Source organism: Pseudoalteromonas sp. THAF3, from assembly GCF_009363775.1.
Lineage (GTDB): Bacteria > Pseudomonadota > Gammaproteobacteria > Enterobacterales > Alteromonadaceae > Pseudoalteromonas > Pseudoalteromonas ruthenica.
On sequence record NZ_CP045418.1, the window covers coordinates 889487 to 911024 of the forward strand.

The 21538-nt window shown below is 47.5% G+C and carries 11 protein-coding genes, 4 rRNA genes and 1 other RNA gene; 14 read left to right on the plus strand and 2 right to left on the minus strand.

All coding sequences use genetic code 11. The features are described from left to right. Positions 1 to 98: 98 nt before the first annotated feature. The 4 genes from FIU82_RS04040 (at position 99) to rrf (FIU82_RS04055) (ending at position 5191) form a co-directional block, all read left to right on the plus strand. Positions 99 to 1633 (plus strand): 16S ribosomal RNA (locus FIU82_RS04040). Between the two features lie 259 nt (positions 1634 to 1892). Further along, positions 1893 to 4777 (plus strand): 23S ribosomal RNA (locus tag FIU82_RS04045). 115 nt (positions 4778 to 4892) lie between these two features. Then, positions 4893 to 5007 (plus strand): 5S ribosomal RNA (gene rrf, locus FIU82_RS04050). 69 nt (positions 5008 to 5076) lie between these two features. Then, positions 5077 to 5191 (plus strand): 5S ribosomal RNA (rrf, locus tag FIU82_RS04055). Together the 16S, 23S and 5S rRNA genes form the textbook arrangement of a ribosomal RNA operon. Before the next feature lie 494 nt (positions 5192 to 5685). Here the strand turns inward: rrf (FIU82_RS04055) and ssrS are convergent. Further along, a non-coding RNA gene (gene ssrS, locus FIU82_RS04060) (6S RNA) lies at positions 5686 to 5868 on the minus strand. A 197-nt stretch (positions 5869 to 6065) separates the two neighbouring features. Here ssrS and FIU82_RS04065 point away from each other — a divergent pair. The 4 genes from FIU82_RS04065 to FIU82_RS04080 are packed head-to-tail and all read left to right on the plus strand — an operon-like array spanning position 6066 to position 10292. Then, a complete protein-coding gene (locus tag FIU82_RS04065; protein ID WP_022946246.1) occupies positions 6066 to 6629 on the plus strand; it encodes a UPF0149 family protein in 564 nt (187 codons plus the stop codon). Continuing rightward, positions 6629 to 7939, plus strand: coding sequence for a Xaa-Pro aminopeptidase (gene pepP / locus FIU82_RS04070; protein WP_152440404.1), 1311 nt, complete (start codon positions 6629 to 6631; stop codon positions 7937 to 7939). Before FIU82_RS04065 ends, pepP begins: the two co-directional genes overlap by 1 nt. A gap of 3 nt (positions 7940 to 7942) precedes the next feature. Next, complete coding sequence (gene ubiH / locus FIU82_RS04075; protein WP_152440405.1) at positions 7943 to 9112, plus strand: 2-octaprenyl-6-methoxyphenyl hydroxylase; 1170 nt, start codon at positions 7943 to 7945, stop codon at positions 9110 to 9112. 1 nt (position 9113) lies between these two features. Further along, a complete protein-coding gene (locus FIU82_RS04080; protein WP_152440406.1) occupies positions 9114 to 10292 on the plus strand; it encodes an FAD-dependent oxidoreductase in 1179 nt (392 codons plus the stop codon). Here FIU82_RS04080 and FIU82_RS04085 read toward each other — a convergent pair. Continuing rightward, on the minus strand, positions 10289 to 11134 hold the full coding sequence (locus FIU82_RS04085; protein ID WP_045980655.1) for a LysR substrate-binding domain-containing protein: 846 nt from the start codon (positions 11132 to 11134) through the stop codon (positions 10289 to 10291). The genes FIU82_RS04080 and FIU82_RS04085 overlap by 4 nt on opposite strands. A gap of 130 nt (positions 11135 to 11264) precedes the next feature. Here FIU82_RS04085 and FIU82_RS04090 point away from each other — a divergent pair, with 130 nt between their 5' ends. The 6 genes from FIU82_RS04090 to FIU82_RS04115 all read left to right on the plus strand — a co-directional run bounded on the left by FIU82_RS04090 (position 11265) and on the right by FIU82_RS04115 (position 21264). After that, positions 11265 to 11834, plus strand: coding sequence for a hypothetical protein (locus tag FIU82_RS04090; protein ID WP_022946241.1), 570 nt, complete (start codon positions 11265 to 11267; stop codon positions 11832 to 11834). A 167-nt stretch (positions 11835 to 12001) separates the two neighbouring features. After that, a complete protein-coding gene (gene gcvT, locus FIU82_RS04095) occupies positions 12002 to 13084 on the plus strand; it encodes a glycine cleavage system aminomethyltransferase GcvT (protein WP_022946240.1) in 1083 nt (360 codons plus the stop codon). A 31-nt stretch (positions 13085 to 13115) separates the two neighbouring features. Then, positions 13116 to 13505: a glycine cleavage system protein GcvH gene (gene gcvH, locus FIU82_RS04100; protein WP_022946239.1), complete on the plus strand. Its 390-nt coding sequence runs from the start codon at positions 13116 to 13118 to the stop codon at positions 13503 to 13505. Positions 13506 to 13662: 157 nt separating this feature from the next. Further along, positions 13663 to 16557, plus strand: coding sequence for an aminomethyl-transferring glycine dehydrogenase (gcvP, locus tag FIU82_RS04105; RefSeq protein ID WP_138508720.1), 2895 nt, complete (start codon positions 13663 to 13665; stop codon positions 16555 to 16557). Between the two features lie 1637 nt (positions 16558 to 18194). Continuing rightward, positions 18195 to 18983, plus strand: a complete 789-nt coding sequence (locus tag FIU82_RS04110) for a hypothetical protein (RefSeq protein WP_138587550.1) — start codon at positions 18195 to 18197, stop codon at positions 18981 to 18983. Beyond that, positions 18973 to 21264 carry a UvrD-helicase domain-containing protein gene (locus FIU82_RS04115; protein ID WP_138587551.1) on the plus strand — a complete coding sequence of 764 codons (2292 nt, stop codon included), beginning with the start codon at positions 18973 to 18975 and terminating at the stop codon, positions 21262 to 21264. Before FIU82_RS04110 ends, FIU82_RS04115 begins: the two co-directional genes overlap by 11 nt. Positions 21265 to 21538: the final 274 nt, after the last annotated feature.

Sequence of the window (21538 nt, forward strand, 5' to 3'; positions counted from 1 at the left end):
GTAATAACGCACAGTCAATTCGATATCAATAGATATCAAAATCAGTATTCATTGAGCATGATTCTTCGCCTTTCATTAGGTAGAGAATAAAAAACTTTTAATTGAAGAGTTTGATCATGGCTCAGATTGAACGCTGGCGGCAGGCCTAACACATGCAAGTCGAGCGGAAACGAAGAGGAGCTTGCTCCTCTGGCGTCGAGCGGCGGACGGGTGAGTAATGCTTGGGAACATGCCTTGAGGTGGGGGACAACCGTTGGAAACGACGGCTAATACCGCATAATGTCTACGGACCAAAGGGGGCTTCGGCTCTCGCCTTTAGATTGGCCCAAGTGGGATTAGCTAGTTGGTGAGGTAATGGCTCACCAAGGCGACGATCCCTAGCTGGTTTGAGAGGATGATCAGCCACACTGGGACTGAGACACGGCCCAGACTCCTACGGGAGGCAGCAGTGGGGAATATTGCACAATGGGCGCAAGCCTGATGCAGCCATGCCGCGTGTGTGAAGAAGGCCTTCGGGTTGTAAAGCACTTTCAGCAAGGAGGAAAGGTTAGTAGTTAATACCTGCTAGCTGTGACGTTACTTGCAGAAGAAGCACCGGCTAACTCCGTGCCAGCAGCCGCGGTAATACGGAGGGTGCGAGCGTTAATCGGAATTACTGGGCGTAAAGCGTACGCAGGCGGTTTGTTAAGCGAGATGTGAAAGCCCCGGGCTTAACCTGGGAACTGCATTTCGAACTGGCAGGCTAGAGTGTGATAGAGGGTGGTAGAATTTCAGGTGTAGCGGTGAAATGCGTAGAGATCTGAAGGAATACCGATGGCGAAGGCAGCCACCTGGGTCAACACTGACGCTCATGTACGAAAGCGTGGGGAGCAAACAGGATTAGATACCCTGGTAGTCCACGCCGTAAACGATGTCTACTAGGAGCTCGGCTTTTCGGAGCTGTTTTCCAAAGCAAACGCATTAAGTAGACCGCCTGGGGAGTACGGCCGCAAGGTTAAAACTCAAATGAATTGACGGGGGCCCGCACAAGCGGTGGAGCATGTGGTTTAATTCGATGCAACGCGAAGAACCTTACCTACACTTGACATCCAGAGAACTTTCTAGAGATAGATTGGTGCCTTCGGGAGCTCTGAGACAGGTGCTGCATGGCTGTCGTCAGCTCGTGTTGTGAGATGTTGGGTTAAGTCCCGCAACGAGCGCAACCCCTATCCTTAGTTGCCAGCGATTCGGTCGGGAACTCTAAGGAGACTGCCGGTGATAAACCGGAGGAAGGTGGGGACGACGTCAAGTCATCATGGCCCTTACGTGTAGGGCTACACACGTGCTACAATGGCGCATACAGAGTGCTGCGAGCCTGCGAGGGTGAGCGAATCACTTAAAGTGCGTCGTAGTCCGGATTGGAGTCTGCAACTCGACTCCATGAAGTCGGAATCGCTAGTAATCGCGAATCAGAATGTCGCGGTGAATACGTTCCCGGGCCTTGTACACACCGCCCGTCACACCATGGGAGTGGGTTGCTCCAGAAGTGGTTAGCCTAACCTTCGGGAGGGCGATCACCACGGAGTGATTCATGACTGGGGTGAAGTCGTAACAAGGTAGCCCTAGGGGAACCTGGGGCTGGATCACCTCCTTATACGATTTAGAACGAATTTGTTCGCAGTGTCCACACAGATGATTGTTACTTACTTGCCAAGGCGGGTAGGTAATATTTGCTCTTTAACAATTTGGAAAGCTGATAAAAACTTTGAATCACGTAAGTGATTTAGAGTTCTCAATAAGTAAAGAAAATGCCAGTTAATCGACAGATTAATTGTGCGTCTACTTTAGTATTCTATAACTTCTGGCGAAGTTAAACAGTCGCACCAAACAGCTCAAACTACTTTGGGTTGTATGGTTAAGTGACTAAGCGTACACGGTGGATGCCTTGGCAGTTGGAGGCGATGAAGGACGTATTAACTTGCGATAAGCCTGGTCAAGCTAGTAAAAAGCGCTTGAGGCCAGGATTTCCGAATGGGGAAACCCACCTGCTTGCAGGTATCTTGCACTGAATACATAGGTGTAAGAGGCGAACGCGGAGAACTGAAACATCTAAGTACCCGTAGGAAAAGAAATCAACCGAGATTCCGAAAGTAGCGGCGAGCGAAATCGGAGCAGCCCTTAAGCTTATTTGATGTTAGTGGAAGGCTCTGGAAAGTGCCACGATACAGGGTGATAGTCCCGTACACGACAACGTCTAATAAGTGAAATCGAGTAGGTCGGAGCACGTGAAACTTTGACTGAATATGGGGGGACCATCCTCCAAGGCTAAATACTCCCAACTGACCGATAGTGAACCAGTACCGTGAGGGAAAGGCGAAAAGAACCCCTGTGAGGGGAGTGAAATAGAACCTGAAACCGTGTACGTACAAGCAGTAGGAGCCCTTCGAGGGTGACTGCGTACCTTTTGTATAATGGGTCAGCGACTTATATTTTGTAGCGAGGTTAACCGAATAGGGTAGCCGTAGTGAAAGCGAGCGTTAACTGCGCGTTGAGTTGCAAGGTATAGACCCGAAACCCGGTGATCTAGCCATGGGCAGGTTGAAGATTGAGTAACATCAATTGGAGGACCGAACCCACTAACGTTGAAAAGTTAGGGGATGACCTGTGGCTTGGAGTGAAAGGCTAATCAAACCGGGAGATAGCTGGTTCTCCCCGAAATCTATTTAGGTAGAGCCTCGGACGAATACCATTGGGGGTAGAGCACTGTTTGGGCTAGGGGGTCATCCCGACTTACCAACCCCATGCAAACTCCGAATACCAATGAGTACTATCCGGGAGACACACGGTGGGTGCTAACGTCCATCGTGGAGAGGGAAACAACCCAGACCGCCAGCTAAGGTCCCAAAGTGTATGTTAAGTGGGAAACGATGTGGGAAGGCTAAAACAGCTAGGAGGTTGGCTTAGAAGCAGCCACCCTTTAAAGAAAGCGTAATAGCTCACTAGTCGAGTCGGCCTGCGCGGAAGATGTAACGGGGCTAAACATACCACCGAAGCTGCGGCTGCAACTTTATGTTGCGGGGTAGGGGAGCGTTGTGTAAGTGGCTGAAGGTGTGCCGGGAGGCATGCTGGACATATCACAAGTGCGAATGCTGACATGAGTAACGATAATGCGGGTGAAAAACCCGCACGCCGGAAGACCAAGGGTTCCTATCCCATGTTAATCAGGGTAGGGTGAGTCGACCCCTAAGGCGAGGCCGAAAGGCGTAGTCGATGGGAAACGGGTTAATATTCCCGTACTTGGTATAGATGCGATGGGGGGACGGAGAAGGCTAGGCAGGCACGGCGTTGGTTGTCCGTGTGAAAGGCAGTAGGCTTGAATCTTAGGTAAATCCGGGATTCTTTAAGGCTGAGAGTCGAGACGACACTCTACGGAGTGGAAGCTGTTGGTGCCATACTTCCAGGAAAAGCCTCTAAGCTTCAGTCTATATCGAATCGTACCCTAAACCGACACAGGTGGTCAGGTAGAGAATACTAAGGCGCTTGAGAGAACTCGGGTGAAGGAACTAGGCAAAATAGTACCGTAACTTCGGGAGAAGGTACGCCCACATTAGGTGAAGGACCTGCGTCTGGAGCTGAAGTGGGTCGCAGTGACCAGGTGGCTGGGACTGTTTATTAAAAACACAGCACTGTGCTAAATCGTGAGATGACGTATACGGTGTGACACCTGCCCGGTGCCGGAAGGTTAATTGATGGGGTTAGACTTTGTCGAAGCTCTTGATCGAAGCCCCGGTAAACGGCGGCCGTAACTATAACGGTCCTAAGGTAGCGAAATTCCTTGTCGGGTAAGTTCCGACCTGCACGAATGGTGTAACCATGGCCACGCTGTCTCCACCCGAGACTCAGTGAAATTGAAATCGCAGTGAAGATGCTGTGTACCCGCGGCTAGACGGAAAGACCCCGTGAACCTTTACTACAGCTTGGCACTGAACATTGAGCCTACATGTGTAGGATAGGTGGGAGGCTTTGAAGTGGTTACGCCAGTAATCATGGAGCCATCCTTGAAATACCACCCTTGTATGTTTGATGTTCTAACGTTGGCCCCTGAATCGGGGTTGCGGACAGTGCCTGGTGGGTAGTTTGACTGGGGCGGTCTCCTCCCAAAGAGTAACGGAGGAGCACGAAGGTTGGCTAAGTACGGTCGGACATCGTACGGTTAGTGTAATGGTAGAAGCCAGCTTAACTGCGAGACAGACACGTCGAGCAGGTACGAAAGTAGGTCATAGTGATCCGGTGGTTCTGAATGGAAGGGCCATCGCTCAACGGATAAAAGGTACTCCGGGGATAACAGGCTGATACCGCCCAAGAGTTCATATCGACGGCGGTGTTTGGCACCTCGATGTCGGCTCATCACATCCTGGGGCTGAAGTCGGTCCCAAGGGTATGGCTGTTCGCCATTTAAAGTGGTACGCGAGCTGGGTTTAGAACGTCGTGAGACAGTTCGGTCCCTATCTGCCGTGGGCGTTTGAGAATTGAGAGGGGCTGCTCCTAGTACGAGAGGACCGGAGTGGACGAACCGCTGGTGTTCGGGTTGTTTTGCCAAAGGCATTGCCCGGTAGCTACGTTCGGAATCGATAACCGCTGAAAGCATCTAAGCGGGAAGCGAGCCTCGAGATGAGTTCTCACTTGGAGTTCGACTCCACTAAAGGGCCGTTGAAGACGACAACGTTGATAGGCAGGATGTGGAAGCGCTGCAAGGCGTTAAGCTAACCTGTACTAATTACCCGTGAGGCTTAACCATACAACGCCAAAGTGGTTTGTATGTGACTGTTTAAGCACAGAAGTTAAGAGACTAAAGTAGATTTACTTGTACGGCTTTCCAAATGACTAACACGCCGTGTTAGCCCAAGTTTATGCTTGGTGATAATAGCGTTCTGGACCCACCTGACCCCATGCCGAACTCAGAAGTGAAACGGAACTGCGCCGATGATAGTGTGGGTTCGCCCATGTGAAAGTAGGTCATCACCAGGCTCCTAATTAGAGAGACCCGTTGCAGAAGTGCAGCGGGTTTTTTAGAGCAAAAAGAATTTTAAAGATTTTCCTGACGAACATAGCGTTTTGGAACCACCTGACTCCATGCCGAACTCAGAAGTGAAACGAAACAGCGTCGATGATAGTGTGGGTTCGCCCATGTGAAAGTAGAACATCGTCAGGGCCTTATTAAGAGAAACCCGTTGCAGCAATGCAGCGGGTTTTTTTATGCGTGTAGGCCAGGCTTCAGCCTTGCAGCACCCTAGTCAGGGTAAACCCCGACCCACGACACAGCGAAACACCGGTCACTGCACCCGTAGGCAAGGCTTTAGCCTTGCATCACCCCAGTCAGGATAAATCCTGACCTACAACACAGCATCATCGGTCATTACACCTGTAGGCAAGGCTTTAGCCGTGTAGCACTCTAGTCAGGATAAATCCCGACCTACAACACAGCGAAACACCCGTTGGAACCTGTTACCTGTAGGCAAGGCTTTTAGCCTTGTAACACCTTTGTCAGGATAAATCCTGACCTACAACACAGCATCACCGGTCATCGCATCTGTAGGCAAGGCTTCAGCCTTGCAAAACCTTAATCAGGATAAACCCTGATCTACAACACAGCCTCTCTAAGGCTTAAAATAGGAATTCTAAATATAAGGAAGTAATAAAGGAGGAGTGTTCCCCGGCGTTGCGGCTGCGAATATCAGCCCTTGAACCCTAAGGTTCAAGGCGGAAGACACCTGTAGACCGTAGGCTTCTCGGTACATGCCGAGCTTGCACAGTAGCCCACAAGATGTGTTCCTAATCAAAGTTTATCGGCTCAGGGACATCATTCGCTGGCCAACAAGCTAGGGAACTCTTTCAGTATATAAGACACAGGCCTAGGGATACAGCCTCAGTTACAAATTATCACGTCATTTGCTGTTAAAGTAAGCGAGAGCCTCATCAAGTGCTGGATATTTGATCGCTGTCATACAATACTGTGGAGTCGGCCTCGCAGCAGTGGTAGCATTAATAACTGTAATTTAAAATATTTCGTCATACGCGAGCCTATCATGAGCGACCAACGTACCTACCAACAAGCACAGCAACTTCTCGAGAGTAATGATATTTTTGTAATGCCGGCTGAAGTCCATGGCATTATCACTGGGTTGTTAGCCTGTGGTGTCGATATTGAAGAGAAAGACTACCAAGGGCTGTTGTGTGATGTGCTGAACGACGGTATCAGTTTTGAGAAAAACCTTAAACACTGGCTTAGTGAACTCTATACCCAGGTGGTAGAGAGTTTCACAAATGAACAGTTACAGTTTGAGATGCTATTGCCCGATGAAGAAGACAGCCTAATTGACCAAGCGAATGCCTTGGTTGCCTGGGTCAATGGCTTTTTACTTGGTTTTGGCTTAAAACAGCAGGACTACGGCAAGATCTCCGGCGATGTCAAAGAAGTGATCCAGGATTTTACTGAAATCAGCCGCCTCGATACCCACTTTGATGAAACAGAAGAAGATAAACAAGCATTACACGAAGTGCTTGAGTACGTGCGCGTATCGGCTATGTTGTGCTTCTCCGAACTGGGCAAGCACGAAAACACTGCACAAACATCAAAGACTTTACACTAATGACTATTAGCAAAAACGAATACCTAATGCGTCAGCAGCGGTTATTGGCGCAAATGAAAACTAATTCGGTAGCCGTGATCCCGGCGGCCAAAGAAATCACGCGCAGCCGCGACACTGAATTTCCGTTTCGCCAAGACAGCGACTTTTTCTATTTAACAGGGTTCAACGAACCAGATGCCATGTTGGTGCTGGTCAATGGCGAGCAGCAGAAATCGATACTTTATTGTCGCGCCAAAGATAAAAGCGCTGAAATTTGGCATGGCCGACGCTTAGGCGCTGATGCCGCCAAACAGCAGCTGCCAGTGGATGAGGCTTATACCTTAGCGGAGCTGGAGCAGGGCCTACTTGATGCCGTTAATCAAAAAAGTACCTTGTACTACGGTCAAGGTGTTTACAGTGACGTAGATAACCAAGTGCTCGCGCTTTTAAACACCTTACGTGGCGCCCCCAAAAAAGGCTATCGCGCCCCTGAAGTGATCCGTGATATTCGCACTCTAGTACATGAAATGCGCCTGTTTAAATCAGACGCGGAAATAGCCATTATGCGCCGCGCTGCAAAAATTAGTGCCGAGGCTCATGAGCGCGCTATGCGTTTTGCAAAACCTGGTGCCACCGAGTACCAATTAGAGGCGGAGTTGCACCACCATTATGCTATGAATGGAGCTCGTCACCCCGCTTACGGCACTATTGTCGGCAGTGGTGACAATGCCACTATTTTGCATTACACCGAAAATGAGTCGACCTTAAAAGATGGCGACTTGATATTGATAGACTCGGGATGCGAGCTCGACGGTTATGCAGCCGATATCACCCGAACCTTCCCGGTTAATGGTCGCTTTAATGCTGCGCAAAAAGCCCTCTATCAAGTGGTACTGGATGCTCAGCTTGCCGCTTTGGAGATCGTTAAACCCGGAAACACCCTCGCGCAAGCAGCTAAAGTGGTGAACCGCATGTTGACCGAAGGGCTGGTGAAACTAGGTTTACTTGAAGGCAATGTCGATGAGCTTGTGGAAAGCCAAGCGTTTCGCGCGTTTTACATGCATGGTCTCGGCCACTGGTTAGGGCTCGACGTGCACGATGTGGGTGAATATAAAAAAGGTGAGCAAGATCGTGAGTTTGCCCCTGGCATGGTGCTGACCATAGAGCCAGGTCTCTACATTGCCGAGGATGCGCCGGTGGCGGAGCAATATCGCGGTATTGGTATCCGTATCGAAGACGATGTTCTGGTGACAGAAAAAGGGCACGAAAACCTCAGTGCCAGCGTACCAAAAGACATTGCCGCTATAGAAGCATTAATGCAGGAGAGTTAAAGGGTGCAGCACACTGATGTTGTTATTGTTGGCGGTGGGCTTGTTGGAAGCACACTGGCTAATATTCTTATGCAGCAATGCCCCAAGCTGAGTATTGCTGTTATTGAAGCCCACGAGTTACAAAGCTACCACCCCAGCTTTGATGATCGCTGTATCGCTTTGGCAGCGGATTCCGTGGCGTATTTGCAGCAACATCAGCTGTTTGACATCGCTGTGGACTATGCCAGCGCGATCAAGCATGTGCAGGTCTCAGATCGTGGTCACTTTGGTAAAACGCAAATCCATCATCACGACTATCAGCTCGATGCATTGGGCTATGTTGTTGAGGTTCGCCCTTGGGGTCAGCGACTTACGCATGCCGCAAAAGAGCACAGCCAGTTAGCTTGGCATTGCCCGTCGCGCGTGAGTGATATAACACTGCATGCTGACTACAACTGCGTTACTCTCGATTGTGGCACGCAGTTAGGGGCTAAATTAGTGGTGATAGCGGACGGTGCGCAGTCGCCAACGCGCTCATTAGTGCATATAGATTTTCCTACCACACAGTATGAGCAGCACGCGCTGATCGCGAACGTCCAAGTCCAAGGTGGGCACCACCACCACGCTTTTGAACGCTTTACTGAGCACGGCCCTATAGCGCTGTTGCCTATGTCACAAAACCGCTATTCATTAGTATGGTGCGATAATCCACACAAGCTACACACCATGCAACAACTAAGTGCGGCGGAGTTTACCGCTGCCTTGCAACAGGAGTTTGGCTACCGAGCTGGGCTCTTTACCCAAGTGGGAGAGCGTAGCGTGTACCCGTTAAGCTTTGGCCAAGCACAAAGCCTGAGCAGCCATCGCACCGTGGTAATAGGAAATGCTGCCCACGCCATTCACCCTATCGCTGGGCAGGGTTTCAACCTTGGCCTGCGTGATATCAAAGAATTAGCGCAGCGTATTCGCTATGCTGATGCACATAGCTTGGGGAATTATCATTTTACTCAAGGTTACAGCCGTGCTCGTCTAAACGATGTTCGCCGAGTGATGCAGCTTACCGACTCGTTAGTGCGGCTGTTTTCCAATGGCTCGCGTACCCTTGCTTTAGGGCGTAGTGTTGGCCTCAGTGCGATGCAATTATGTAGTTCGCTGCGCCAACCTCTGGCAAAACAATTGATGGGATTTAATTAATATGCACCAAGCAAAAGTAGCCATTATAGGCGGTGGTTGTGTAGGCCTAAGCACGGCGCTGGCACTCAGCTTAAAAGGTATCTCTGTGGCCGTTATCGACGCCAAAGGTAGTAGTGAGCCGCTGAGTGAGGAGTTTGGGTTGCGCGTGAGTGCCATTAACCACGCCAGTGAAGCGCTATTTCGAGAGCTGGGTGTGTGGCAGGGTATAGCCGCACAACGCATGACCCCTTACACGCAAATGGACGTGCGCGATAAAGATAGCTTTGCGCATATTCACTTTGCCAGCGAGGAGTACGATGTGAGCCATCTGGGTCATATTATCGAAAATGATGTGATCCACCGGGCATTGGTGGAAAAGCTAGAGCGCCAAGATAACGTTACCCTGCTTTTTAACACCGCCTACAAAGACATCCATCAAGGTGATAATAATGTGCTTATTACCTTAACCGATGGCACGCCGGTGATGAGTGAGCTGTTAATTGCCGCCGACGGGGCCAATTCGGGAGTGCGCCAGCGCTTCAATCTGCCTATTACCTTTAAAGATTATGGTCATCATGCCCTGGTAGCCACAGTAAAAACGGCACAGCCCCATGATAACTGTGCGCGACAGGTATTTTTAAGCGACGGCCCGCTTGCCTTTTTACCACTGGCTGATCCCCAGTACCATTCTATTGTTTGGTCCTGCTCACCACAGCAGGCCGCCACTTACCAAAACATGAGTGAGCAAGAGTTCAATAAAGCCTTGTTTGCTGCGTTTGATGGTCAATGCGGATTATGCACCGTGCAATCAGCGCGAGCGGTGTTCCCGCTGACTATGCGCTATGCCCGGCAATGGGTGAAAGAACGTGTTGTGTTGGTTGGCGATGCCGCCCATACCATTCACCCTTTGGCAGGACTCGGCATGAACCTAGGCCTGCAAGATGCGGCACGACTGAGTGCGCTAATTAATGACGCACTGACTGATTCGATGACCGCCACAGCGCGGGCATTGCGTACCTATGAGCGTGAGCGTAAGCTCGATGCGCAAAAGCACATTGCCACCATGGGCGCACTCAAAGGGCTGTTCGCAGGTGATAATCCAGTGAAAAAAATAGTGCGCGGCCTGGGCTTAAGCGCGGTTAACGAGATAGCGCCATTAAAGCAAGCTTTTGCTGAGCAAGCCCTAGGGCAACGCCGTTAGCTCAATCGTAAAGTGATAAACTCGGCGAGCTTATCAATGGCTTGCAAAGATTCCTGACCACGTTTGATAAGGCTGATCCCAACCTGGCCCAGAGCCGGCAATACATCGGAGTTAGCGGTGTAGGGCAGCTCTTCGGGCACGGTTTTACGAGCGAGTACGGTAACCCCAAGCTGCTCTTTTATGGCTGCTGTGAGGCCGGTTAAATCGGCATTGGTGTAAACAATACGCCAAGATACACCGGCTTGCTCCAGCGCTTCAATCGCGCGGCGGCGATAAATACATCCCTGTGGCGCCACAACCAAGGTGACCGGCTCGGTAAGCTTAGCGGGGGTATTGCCGACCCACACCAAATCATCTTGTAAAAAGCTTGGGTAGTGCGGGTTGTCCAGTTGTTCCACTAGGGTGAGCACTAAATCAAATTCGTCACGATTACTCACATGCATCAACTGCTTGCTGAGCTCAGATTTTACTTCCAGTGAAACATCGGGGTACAACGACACAAAGTCACCGATGATAGCCGGTAAAATACTGGCGGCAAATTCACTGGGGATCCCCAAACGCACCTTACCGGTGATGGTTTCGTTACTAAACAACTGTAAAATGGCGTCATTATCTTTGAGCATTTGTTTTGCCAGCGGCAACAGTTGCTCGCCTTGATGGTTAAGAATCTGCCGTTGGCCTTGCTTTTTGAATAGCTTACGCCCGAGCAGCTCCTCTAAGCGCTTTATTTGCAAACTCACGGCGGGTTGCGAAAGCCCGAGCAGCTCACCCGCTTTGGCGAAACCGCCGACTTCAACTACGGTCACTAGCGTGCGCAAACTGTCGGTAGGGATATTTTTCATATTAATAAAGCCAATTTAAAAGGTTTTATACATTATAATTATTTATCAATCGATAAAAAATTACAATTTGTTGTTAATTTAGCCCAGCTCTATACTGCCCTCAGTTTAGTGCTAGAAAGTAGAAACAGCTATGGCTATTCAGTCGGTATTCTTTGCTCGCCATCAAGGCGTTAACAGTGCCTCGAGCAATACCTTTGTCAGTGCTCACGAACAAGTCATCGATTTAGGCGGCAGTGAAGTGCTGTTATTCTTAAAAAGTTTACGTGACTGTACCCTTAACTGGGCCAAGCAGCCAGGCATGGCAGTTCGTTACCAGCTTGATACAGTGAGCTTTGATGCCTTTTTCTTTAGCGACAGCGCATTGCGTCTAGTGACTACAGAAGCAGATAAATTGATGCCCATACTCAATAGCGCCAGCGAGCGTTTTGATGTTGACGTATTACCGCGCCCAGAGTTACAAAGCCTCCATTTTCAGGGCCCGGCAGCCTGCGACTTTCTGCAACACCAGTTTAGTTTGTTTAGCGGCATGGCCCTTGGCCGTGTTGAGCAACATTACGGTGTGCAACGGGATGATTATTTTGTTGTTGCCAGTGCCGCCGAGCAGCAGTTTTACCGCGTATTTGCGCGCAGTTCAGCGCTTGATACACTCAAGCAGCAACTTGTTGATGCACACTTTAACCCCAAGGCTGACGCAGCTTAGTGCGAGTACAACATAGTGTACGCATTACTGTTTTAATGTGTGAAAAGTAAATGTTAATTTGGGTGCCAGCGGCGCATAACTTATGTATAATCGCGGCCCATGTTATTCCCCCTCGAACAACGAGGCCACGCCCACCATACTGGGTTTGTAAAACGTGAAGGAATATTATGTCTTCTAAAACACCTCTACACGCCAAGCACCTTGAAGCCGGTGCTAAAATGGTCGATTTCCACGGCTGGGATATGCCGATTAACTACGGTTCGCAAATCGAAGAACACAAAGCGGTGCGCACTGATGCCGGTATGTTCGACGTATCACATATGACCATTGTTGACGTGCAAGGCGATGACGCCAAGGCATTTTTGCAAAAGCTGGTTGCCAATGATGTTGCTAAACTGACAGTGGCTGGTAAAGCTTTGTACACCGGGATGCTTAACGAGCAGGGCGGTGTAGTGGATGACCTAATCATTTACTACTTCAGCGAGAATGAATATCGCCTTGTTGTTAATTCAGCAACTCGCGACAAAGATTTGGCGCACATGGCTAAAGTAGCGGACGGCTTCAGTGTGACCGTGACCGAGCGTCCAGAATACGCCATGATTGCCGTACAGGGCCCGAATGCTAAAGCCAAAACAGCCACTATCTTAAGCGCCGAGCAGCAGCAAGCCGTTGCTGATATGAAGCCGTTTTTTGGTGTTCAAGCGGGTGATTTATTTATCGCTACAACAGGCTATACTGGCGAAGATGGTTACGAAATTGTCGTACCTAACGAGCAAGCAGCCGAGCTATGGCAGCAACTGCTTGATGCCGGTGTTGCCCCAGCAGGCTTGGGTGCTCGTGATACCTTGCGCCTAGAAGCTGGTATGAACCTATACGGTCAAGATATGGATGAGAGCGTTTCGCCATTGGCTGCGAACATGGCTTGGACCATCGCTTGGGAACCGGCTGAGCGTCAATTCGTAGGCCGTGAGGTCGTTGAACAGCAGCGCGCCGAAAAGAGCACTCATAAGCTGGTTGGCTTAGTGCTGGAAGAAAAAGGCGTGTTACGTGGTGGCTTAAAAGTAGTGAGCGATGCCGGCGAAGGGGTGATCACCTCGGGTTCGTTCTCACCAACGCTTGGTCACAGTATTGCCCTTGCTCGCGTACCGCGTGACATCGGCGAGACCGCGCAGGTAGAAATGCGTAAAAAATTAGTCAATGTTAAAGTGGTTAAACCTTGCTTTGTGCGTCAAGGTAAAGCCGTAGTATAAGAATTTAAACTTAACACCAAAGGAACAGATAATGAGCAACATTCCAAGCGAGTTAAAGTACGCCCCGTCACACGAATGGGTTCGTCCTGAAGGCGACGGCACTTTCACTGTAGGTATCACCGAGCACGCGCAAGAGCTTTTGGGTGATATGGTATTCGTAGAGCTGCCTGAAGTGGGCGATGAAGTTGACGCTGGCGAAGACTGTGCCGTTGCAGAGTCTGTTAAAGCAGCTTCAGACATTTACGCGCCAATTGGTGGTGAAATTGTTGCCATTAACGAAGAGTTAGAAGACGCACCAGAAACGGTCAACAATGACTCTTACGGTGACGGCTGGTTGTTCCGCATTAAAGCCTCTGACGAATCAGAGCTGAGCAACCTGCTTGATGCCGAAGCGTATCAAAATAGCATCGACGACGAATAAGCGTCGGTAGGGCCCCGGCCCCAAAAAGCCCCGTTTCGGGGCTTTTTAAGTTGTGCCGCCATATCGGCACCTTTACAGGTTTAGTGACGTGCCTGCATGTAGGCCATAACCCCTCACTAGGCCGCGTTAATTTCTTGGATCATAGGAATCTGGACACATGTCAAATGCCAAATCTCTTGAGCAGTTAGAGCAAAAGCAAGATTTTATTCGTCGTCATATTGGCCCAAGCCCGGCGCAAATGAGCGACATGCTAAGCGCTCTTGGAGTATCGAGTGTTGAACAGCTGATGGAACAAACCGTTCCTGCCAGCATTCGTCTTGAGAACGGCCTGCAAATTGGTGAAAGCCGCACTGAGGTTGAAACGCTGAGCTACTTAAAGTCAGTAGCGAGCAAAAACAAAGTATTTAAATCTTACATTGGTCAGGGCTATCACCCCACCCATGTACCTCATGTGATCCTGCGTAACGTTCTGGAAAACCCAGGATGGTACACAGCCTATACACCTTATCAGCCAGAGATTGCGCAAGGGCGTTTGGAATCACTATTAAACTTCCAAACTATGTCGATGGATTTGACTGGCCTAGATTTAGCGAGCGCTTCTTTGCTTGATGAAGCAACGGCGGCAGCTGAGGCCATGGCGCTTGCTAAGCGTGTTGCCAAAGCGAAAAAAGCGAACAGCTTCTTTATCGCCGACGATGTGCACGTACAAACCATCGATGTGGTTAAAACTCGTGCCGAGCAATTTGGTTTTGACATTATCATTGGCCCTGCTCAGGAAGCGGCCAACCACGACATCTTTGGTGCCTTATTCCAGTATCCAACAACCAGTGGTGAAGTGGTTGACTTAACTGATCTTATCGCGGCGGTACAAGACAAAAAAGCACTGGCCTGTGTTGCAGCAGACATCATGGCCCTGATGCTACTTAAAGCGCCGGGTAAACTAGGTGCCGACGTAGTACTTGGTTCAGCGCAGCGCTTTGGTGTGCCAATGGGTTATGGTGGCCCTCACGCCGCGTTTTTTACCACACGTGACAAATACAAGCGTTCATTGCCAGGTCGTATCATCGGTGTATCAAAAGACCGCCTTGGTAATGATGCACTGCGCATGGCGATGCAAACTCGTGAGCAGCATATCCGCCGTGAAAAAGCCAACTCAAACATTTGTACTGCACAGGTGTTACTGGCGAATATGGCAGCGTTCTACGCGGTTTACCACGGTCCAGAAGGCCTTAAAACCATCGCCGAGCGTATCCACCGCTTTGCTGACATTCTAGCTGCTGGCCTTAAGGAGAAAGGCGTCACGCTTAAGCACGACACTTGGTTCGACACCATCACGGTTGTGGCACAGAACAAAGAAGAGGTGGTTGCTCGTGCAGTGGCTGCTGAAGTGAACTTTGCCACCAACCACGCGGGCGAGTACTCGGTATCGGTGTCTGAGACCACCACTCGTGAAGACATTGTTGAACTATTCGATATCATTCTGGGTGAAGGTCATGGCCTTGATGTGGCTGCCCTTGACGCACAAATCAGCGCCAATGGTTCGCAGTCTATCCCAGCTAGCCTAGTACGTGATGACGAAGTGCTAACGCACCCGAACTTCAACTCGTACCACAGTGAAACAGAAATGCTGCGCTACATTAAGCGCCTAGAGAATAAAGACTTAGCGCTTAACCACTCAATGATCTCATTAGGTTCATGCACCATGAAGCTAAACGCAACCGCCGAGATGATCCCGATTACGTGGCCGGAGTTTGCAAACTTGCACCCATTCTGCCCGCTGGATCAAGCCGAAGGCTATCAGATCATGATTGGTGAGCTGCACGACTGGTTGGTTGATATTACTGGCTACGATGCCGTATCAATGCAGCCGAACTCCGGTGCTCAGGGTGAGTATGCAGGCCTTATCGCCATTCGTAAATACCACGAGTCACGCGGCGAAGGTCACCGTAACGTATGCTTGATCCCAAGCTCTGCCCACGGTACTAACCCTGCTTCAGCGCAAATGGCGAGCATGAAAATTGTTGTTGTTGATTGCGATAAGCAAGGTAACGTCGATATGGATGACCTGAAGGCCAAAGCGGCCGAGGTATCGGAAAATCTATCTTGCATCATGATCACTTACCCATCGACGCACGGTGTATACGAAGAAACCATTCGTGATATTTGTGATATCGTGCACCAGCACGGCGGCCAAGTCTATATGGACGGCGCCAACATGAATGCACAGGTAGGGGTCACAAGCCCGGGCTCAATCGGCTCTGATGTATCGCACCTAAACCTGCATAAAACCTTCTGTATTCCACACGGCGGCGGTGGCCCAGGTGTGGGTCCAATCGGTGTTAAATCGCACCTTGCGCCATTTATGCCGAATCACAGCGTGATCAACGTGCCTGGCACGAGTGTTGATAATGGCGCGGTATCAGCGGCGCCTTATGGCTCAGCGGCGATTTTACCTATCTCATGGGCATACATTGCTATGATGGGCAGCGAAGGCTTACGCCAAGCGACCGAAACCGCCATTGTTAATGCTAACTACCTTGCGCAGACACTTAGCGAGCACTTCCCAATTTTATACCGTGGCCGTAATGACCGTGTTGCACACGAGTGTATTATTGACCTGCGTCCTTTAAAAGACGCCACGGGCATCAGTGAAATGGACGTCGCCAAACGCCTACAGGACTATGGTTTCCACTCACCAACTATGTCGTTCCCGGTTGCCGGCACCTTAATGGTTGAGCCGACAGAGTCGGAATCAAAAGTTGAGATTGATCGCTTTATTGAAGCGATGGTGGCAATTAAAGGCGAAATCGAGAAGATCGCTTCGGGTGAATGGTCTATCGAAGATAACCCACTGGTGAATGCACCGCATACCCAAGCCGATGTACTAAGCAGCGACTGGAACCGTGCATATGACCGCTTCGAAGCGGCCTTCCCAGTACCGAGTGTGGCAAAAGACAAGTTCTGGCCAACGGTGACCCGTATTGATGACGTATACGGCGACCGTAACTTACTGTGCTCTTGCCCAGCGGTAGAGACCTATCGCGACGAGTAATTGGTGTTATTCTTGCTACACAGCGAGGGCTAATTAACTAAATTCGAAAGCGCCCCTAACAAGGGGCGCTTTTTTGTGGGTGATACACGGCGAATGACGGCCTGTAGATCGGCTTTGCTTTTCTTGTAGGTCAGGCTTTAGCCTGACAAGAAGGATATATAGTTTGGTATTTGCCGCCAAGGATAACCTTGTAGGTCAGGCTTTAGCCTGACAAGAAAGATATATAGTTTGGTATTTGACGCCAAGGATAACCTTGTAGGTCAGGCTTTAGCCTGACAAGAAGGATATATAGTTTGGTATTTGACGCCAAGGATAACCTTGTAGGTCAGACTTCAGTCTGACAACTTGATATTCCTGATAAATCTAAACTCAGGCTTTTCAAATTACTCTCTTGTCGGGCCGCCGACTTCGGGTCAGAGGAAATGCATCATCAACGTGCAAGTAATTCATCCATGAAGCCGTGTTCCTGTCGGCATCCATGCCTCCACCTCCGAGCGCTGCGAAGCGATGCTTCGGTCACTCGTCGCCCTCTTAGATCTCCTAGGGCGCCCGTAATTCGCTCATGCTTTCGAACTCAGGTCTTTTGTTAAACGCTGCGCTTAGCTGCTGACACGATTTAACAGCACTTCCCTGTGCTGGTAAATCTAGCTCGGCGTCGTGCCTCGCTGTCAACAACACGCTCCGCAACAAAAGCTGTGCTCGAAAGCGCGAATTTAAACGGGGGATAAGGTGCTGTCAGTTGGATGCATGTCGGAAAGTTTTGATGCGGCTTTAAAAATGTAAAACGTGTCCGCCTGTAGGTCAGGCTTTAGCCTGACAACTTGATATTCCTGATAAATCTAAACTCAGGCTTTTCAAATTACTCTCTTGTCGGGCCGCCGACCTCGGGTCAGAGGAAATGCGCGCCCATTTCCTCTAACAACACCTAGGGCGCCCGTAATCCGCAATTGCTTCCGAACTCAGGTCTTTTGTTAAACGCTGCGCTTAGCTGCTGACACGATTTAACAGCACTTCCCTGTGCTGGTAAATCTAGCTCGGCGTCCTGCCTCGCTGTCAGTATCACGCTTCGCAACAAAAGCTGTGCTCGAAAGCGCGAATTTAAACGGGTGATAGGGTGCTGGTAGTTGGGTGCATGGTGGAAAGTTTTGATGCGGCTTTAAGAATGTAAAACGTGTCTGCCTGTAGGTCAGGCTTCAGCCTGACAACTTGATATTCCTGATAAATCTAAACTCAGGCTTTTCAAATTACTTTCTTGTCGGACCGCCGACTTCGGGTCAGAGGAAATGCGCGCCCATTTCCTCTAACAACTCCTAGGGCGCCCGTAATTCGCCAATGCTTCCGAACTCAGGTCTTTTGTTAAACGCTCCGCTTAGCTGCTGACACGATTTAACAGCACCTTCCTGTGCTGGTAAATCTAGCTCATAGCCGTGCTTCGCTGTCAGCAGTAGGCTATGCAACAAAAGGTTAGCCCTAAATTGCGAATTTTAACGATGGAATAATGAGATTGTATCTCTAAAACTTTCACAAAAGAGCACTGTACGTATACCTATTAGGTAGTTACAAAAACATGTTAGCTAATTGATTTTAAGGTAGAAATAATTTAATTTGGGATTTTCTGTTCTGAATGGTTATTTGTGGTGAGAGAGTTGTTAGTACATCCCGACAGGAATTACTTCAGTCAAGGAAGTATTTTTGAAGGGTTAAAAGTTCTGGAAGAGCGGGATACGAAAGGAATCGTAATAACCGCAAGGTGTGATATTGCTAACCAAAAGGCTAGAAATATATTGTGTTTACCCATATATGAAATGAACGATTGGATGAGTGTTCATGGGAACACAATCATCTTCAGGCAAACAAAGAAAAAATTAATTAACAAAATTCAGAATTCGCTGACAAAGTTCAAAGAACCTAATGATTGCTACAGAGTATTTACTCAGAAACGTGTATTAGATGAAATCAATAAGAAAAAAAGCACTTATGAAACCAGTGATGTTGAAGATCTTATAAGTATGTTGAATATGTACTATGAGAAGAAGTGCGATTTTTCATTGAATTTTGTGAAAAAAGCTAGGAGTAATTTGATTTCCAATGTAATAAATAACAAGGAGGCGTCTACTTACTTCATTGAACAAGTTGATATGGATAATACTCTTAAACCTTATGTTATAGACCTTAGTGAACCTATATCAATTCCCATTGATTTTATGGAAAAGCTTAAAAAAGGGATTAAAAAACAAAATGACTGCGATGGAGTTTTCGGTTTTTTTAATATTCCAGAAGCTGGAATTTCTTATATATCAACTTTGAAATCACCTTATATTGAGCACCTTTTACAAAAATTTTCGCAATATTATAGTCGAATAGGAACTGAAGATATCTGCAGTGATGCATTAGAGATAATTGAAGGACATATACATGAAGCTTAACTATATTACTCTTACGCATAATGCCGCTAAGGAAATTGTTCAATCTAGAAAGCTTCAAAGCTTAGACTTCGAAGAATCCTCATTAGTTATAAATATTGCAAATGGGGAGATGCCAGATGAGTCATTGGTGAGCTTACCTATCAGGTTTAGATCTGAAGGTAAAGGGGTTATTATAATACATAATAATGATAAGTATGAAACCGAGAGGAACTCAATTACTTTTGACTTTAAGTCTATATCTTTTGACGATATTAGTGATCCTTTAAAAGTTTCATGTATTCAGAAGGCTCTTCGATTTTGTATAAAGTTTTGGGAAAATCTTGGGCATAATTCTTCTGAAATTATTCCACTTGATTCAACTAAAGGCGTAGTTTTTCCCTTTCCTACTAATAGCGGAAATCCTTACAAGATAGTGATGGAACTTGCGCCATTTAAAAACAAATCAAACAAAAATAATAAATATAAAGGTAAGCATATATTAGCTTATAAATTCTCGAAGCAAGCAGGCGCTAAAAGTAAGGAAGAGTGTGAAGTATCATCTATCAGTAAAGCGCTAGATATAATTTTTCAGGTTGAAACTTATGCTGTAAATAAAAAAACCGTTGAAAAAGACAGGGATTCATCTTCGGGTGCAGTTGATCTTGATAAAGATGATTTATTGAACACAACAAATTTACTAGGGCGGAAGAACCCTATTGGGTTGCTTTCTGATAAACAAAAAGCTTTTGTAGAGTCAAATTGGAATCACCCTGCCAGAATTAGTGGGCCAGCAGGCACAGGTAAAACCATTTGCCTTATCTTGAAAGCACTTAAAGCAGTTTCAGAACAAACCGATAATATCAGAGCTTTGTTCATTGTTCCTAGCACAGCTGTGAAAAATACAGTTGAATATTTATTAAAAGTTACAGCTGAATCAGCAGAATTCTGTAATGTTGAAAAACTTCAAAATATAAAGGTTAGAACGATTCAACAAGTTTGTATGGAGTTTCTTGGTCAAGACATCAGTACTACAGAGTTACTTGATGAAGATAGCTATGAGGCTAAACAAACCCAACTTCTTTATATAATGGATTTGCTTGAAGAAGTTAAAGACAATGTTGATGCATACAAAAAGTATCTATCCAAGGAATTATATGAATTGTTAAAGAGCGAAGATTCACTTTCTTTGTCCGAGCTGTTTATTCATGAGTTTGGGGTAGCAATAAAAGGCCGATGTGGGAGCAACAAGGAAATATATTCTAAACATTCTGAATTAAATTTTAGCCTGCCAACCAAATCTGAAGATGATAGGTACTTTGTATTTAGTTTATTTGAAAAGTATCAATGCAAGCTCGATGAGCTTGCACAGTTTGACCCTGATGATATAGCTTTATCAGCCATAGGACGCCTAGAATCACCATTGTGGAGGAGACGCAGAAGTAAAGAGGGTTATGACTTAATTATTGCGGATGAGCTACATCTACTAAACTTTAATGAACTTTGTATTATTCATTTCCTAACTAAGACAACAGCAACAGCTCCAATATCGTTCGCAATGGATGCTACCCAAGCCATCGGGGACATCGCCTGGCAAAACTCGTCAGTACTGGAATATTTACAGATTGGGGAATTTTCGAATGAGGAAGAAGTGATCGACCTCAAAGCTGTTTTTAGGTGCTCAGCAACTGTAACAAGGCTAGCATCTATGATTACAAGTTCTGGAACCTCACTGTTTACAAACTTTATTGATCCTCTAGTTGGTGCTTGTGAAGTTCAGCTAGATATTAACGAGCTTCAACCAGAATATATATTAGAAAATGAATTTAATCAAAATATTCACATGCATGCACTTGATGTAGCAGAAGTTTATAAAGATAAACTGGGATGCTTAAGACATAAAATAGCAATTATTTATTTTGATCGATTAATGTTTGAAGAAGCCAAGGAAAACCATATCAAATATAATAAGCCTGTTAGTTGTCTGATAGAACGTGGTGATATTGAGCTATTGGAACTAGCTAAAGAAAAAAATGATTATGTTATTGCAATGGCTGATTATGTAGGAGGGCTTGAATTTGAAGCGGTCGTTTTAGTTGGCGTTGATAAAGGGCGTATGCCTAGGGAAGATAATGTTTACAATACTGCCAGTCAGCTATTCCAAAACTATACTGCTCACAATCGGTTGTATGTAGCAATAACAAGGGCTGCTAAAGCGGTGGCTATTGTCGGCGATAGAAGAAGAGGAGCTAGTCCAATTCTTGAGAGTGCTATAAAAAACAGGGCGCTTGATGTAGTCGACTAATCGGCGGTGAGTCACGAGCAAACAAGGCACCCACTTTTAGTCTTCGGTTTTAGAGGAAATGTTAAGGTGGGTGTTCTACTGATGTTCTAGGATATAAATACATTTGAGTACTTTCACATAAGAAATGATAAAGCCCTCAAGGTATTACTCTACAAAAAATTTATAAGAAGATAAGAATCAACAATATATCAACTTTATTTTGATAAGTTACAGAGTCGGTATTTTCTCTCCGCTTGACGGCTGTAATAAAGCTGATTTGCACTCCATATGAGTT

Excerpts from the sequence above, each read along its gene's own strand:
- FIU82_RS04085 (WP_045980655.1), bottom strand. The coding sequence starts at position 11,134 with ATGAAAAATATCCCTACCGACAGTTTGCGCACGCTAGTGACCGTAGTT.
- FIU82_RS04090 (WP_022946241.1), top strand. The coding sequence starts at position 11,265 with ATGGCTATTCAGTCGGTATTCTTTGCTCGCCATCAAGGCGTTAACAGT.
- FIU82_RS04065 (WP_022946246.1), top strand. The coding sequence starts at position 6,066 with ATGAGCGACCAACGTACCTACCAACAAGCACAGCAACTTCTCGAGAGT.
- gcvT (WP_022946240.1), top strand. The coding sequence starts at position 12,002 with ATGTCTTCTAAAACACCTCTACACGCCAAGCACCTTGAAGCCGGTGCT.
- FIU82_RS04115 (WP_138587551.1), top strand. The coding sequence starts at position 18,973 with ATGAAGCTTAACTATATTACTCTTACGCATAATGCCGCTAAGGAAATT.
- pepP (WP_152440404.1), top strand. The coding sequence starts at position 6,629 with ATGACTATTAGCAAAAACGAATACCTAATGCGTCAGCAGCGGTTATTG.
- FIU82_RS04080 (WP_152440406.1), top strand. The coding sequence starts at position 9,114 with ATGCACCAAGCAAAAGTAGCCATTATAGGCGGTGGTTGTGTAGGCCTA.
- gcvP (WP_138508720.1), top strand. The coding sequence starts at position 13,663 with ATGTCAAATGCCAAATCTCTTGAGCAGTTAGAGCAAAAGCAAGATTTT.
- gcvH (WP_022946239.1), top strand. The coding sequence starts at position 13,116 with ATGAGCAACATTCCAAGCGAGTTAAAGTACGCCCCGTCACACGAATGG.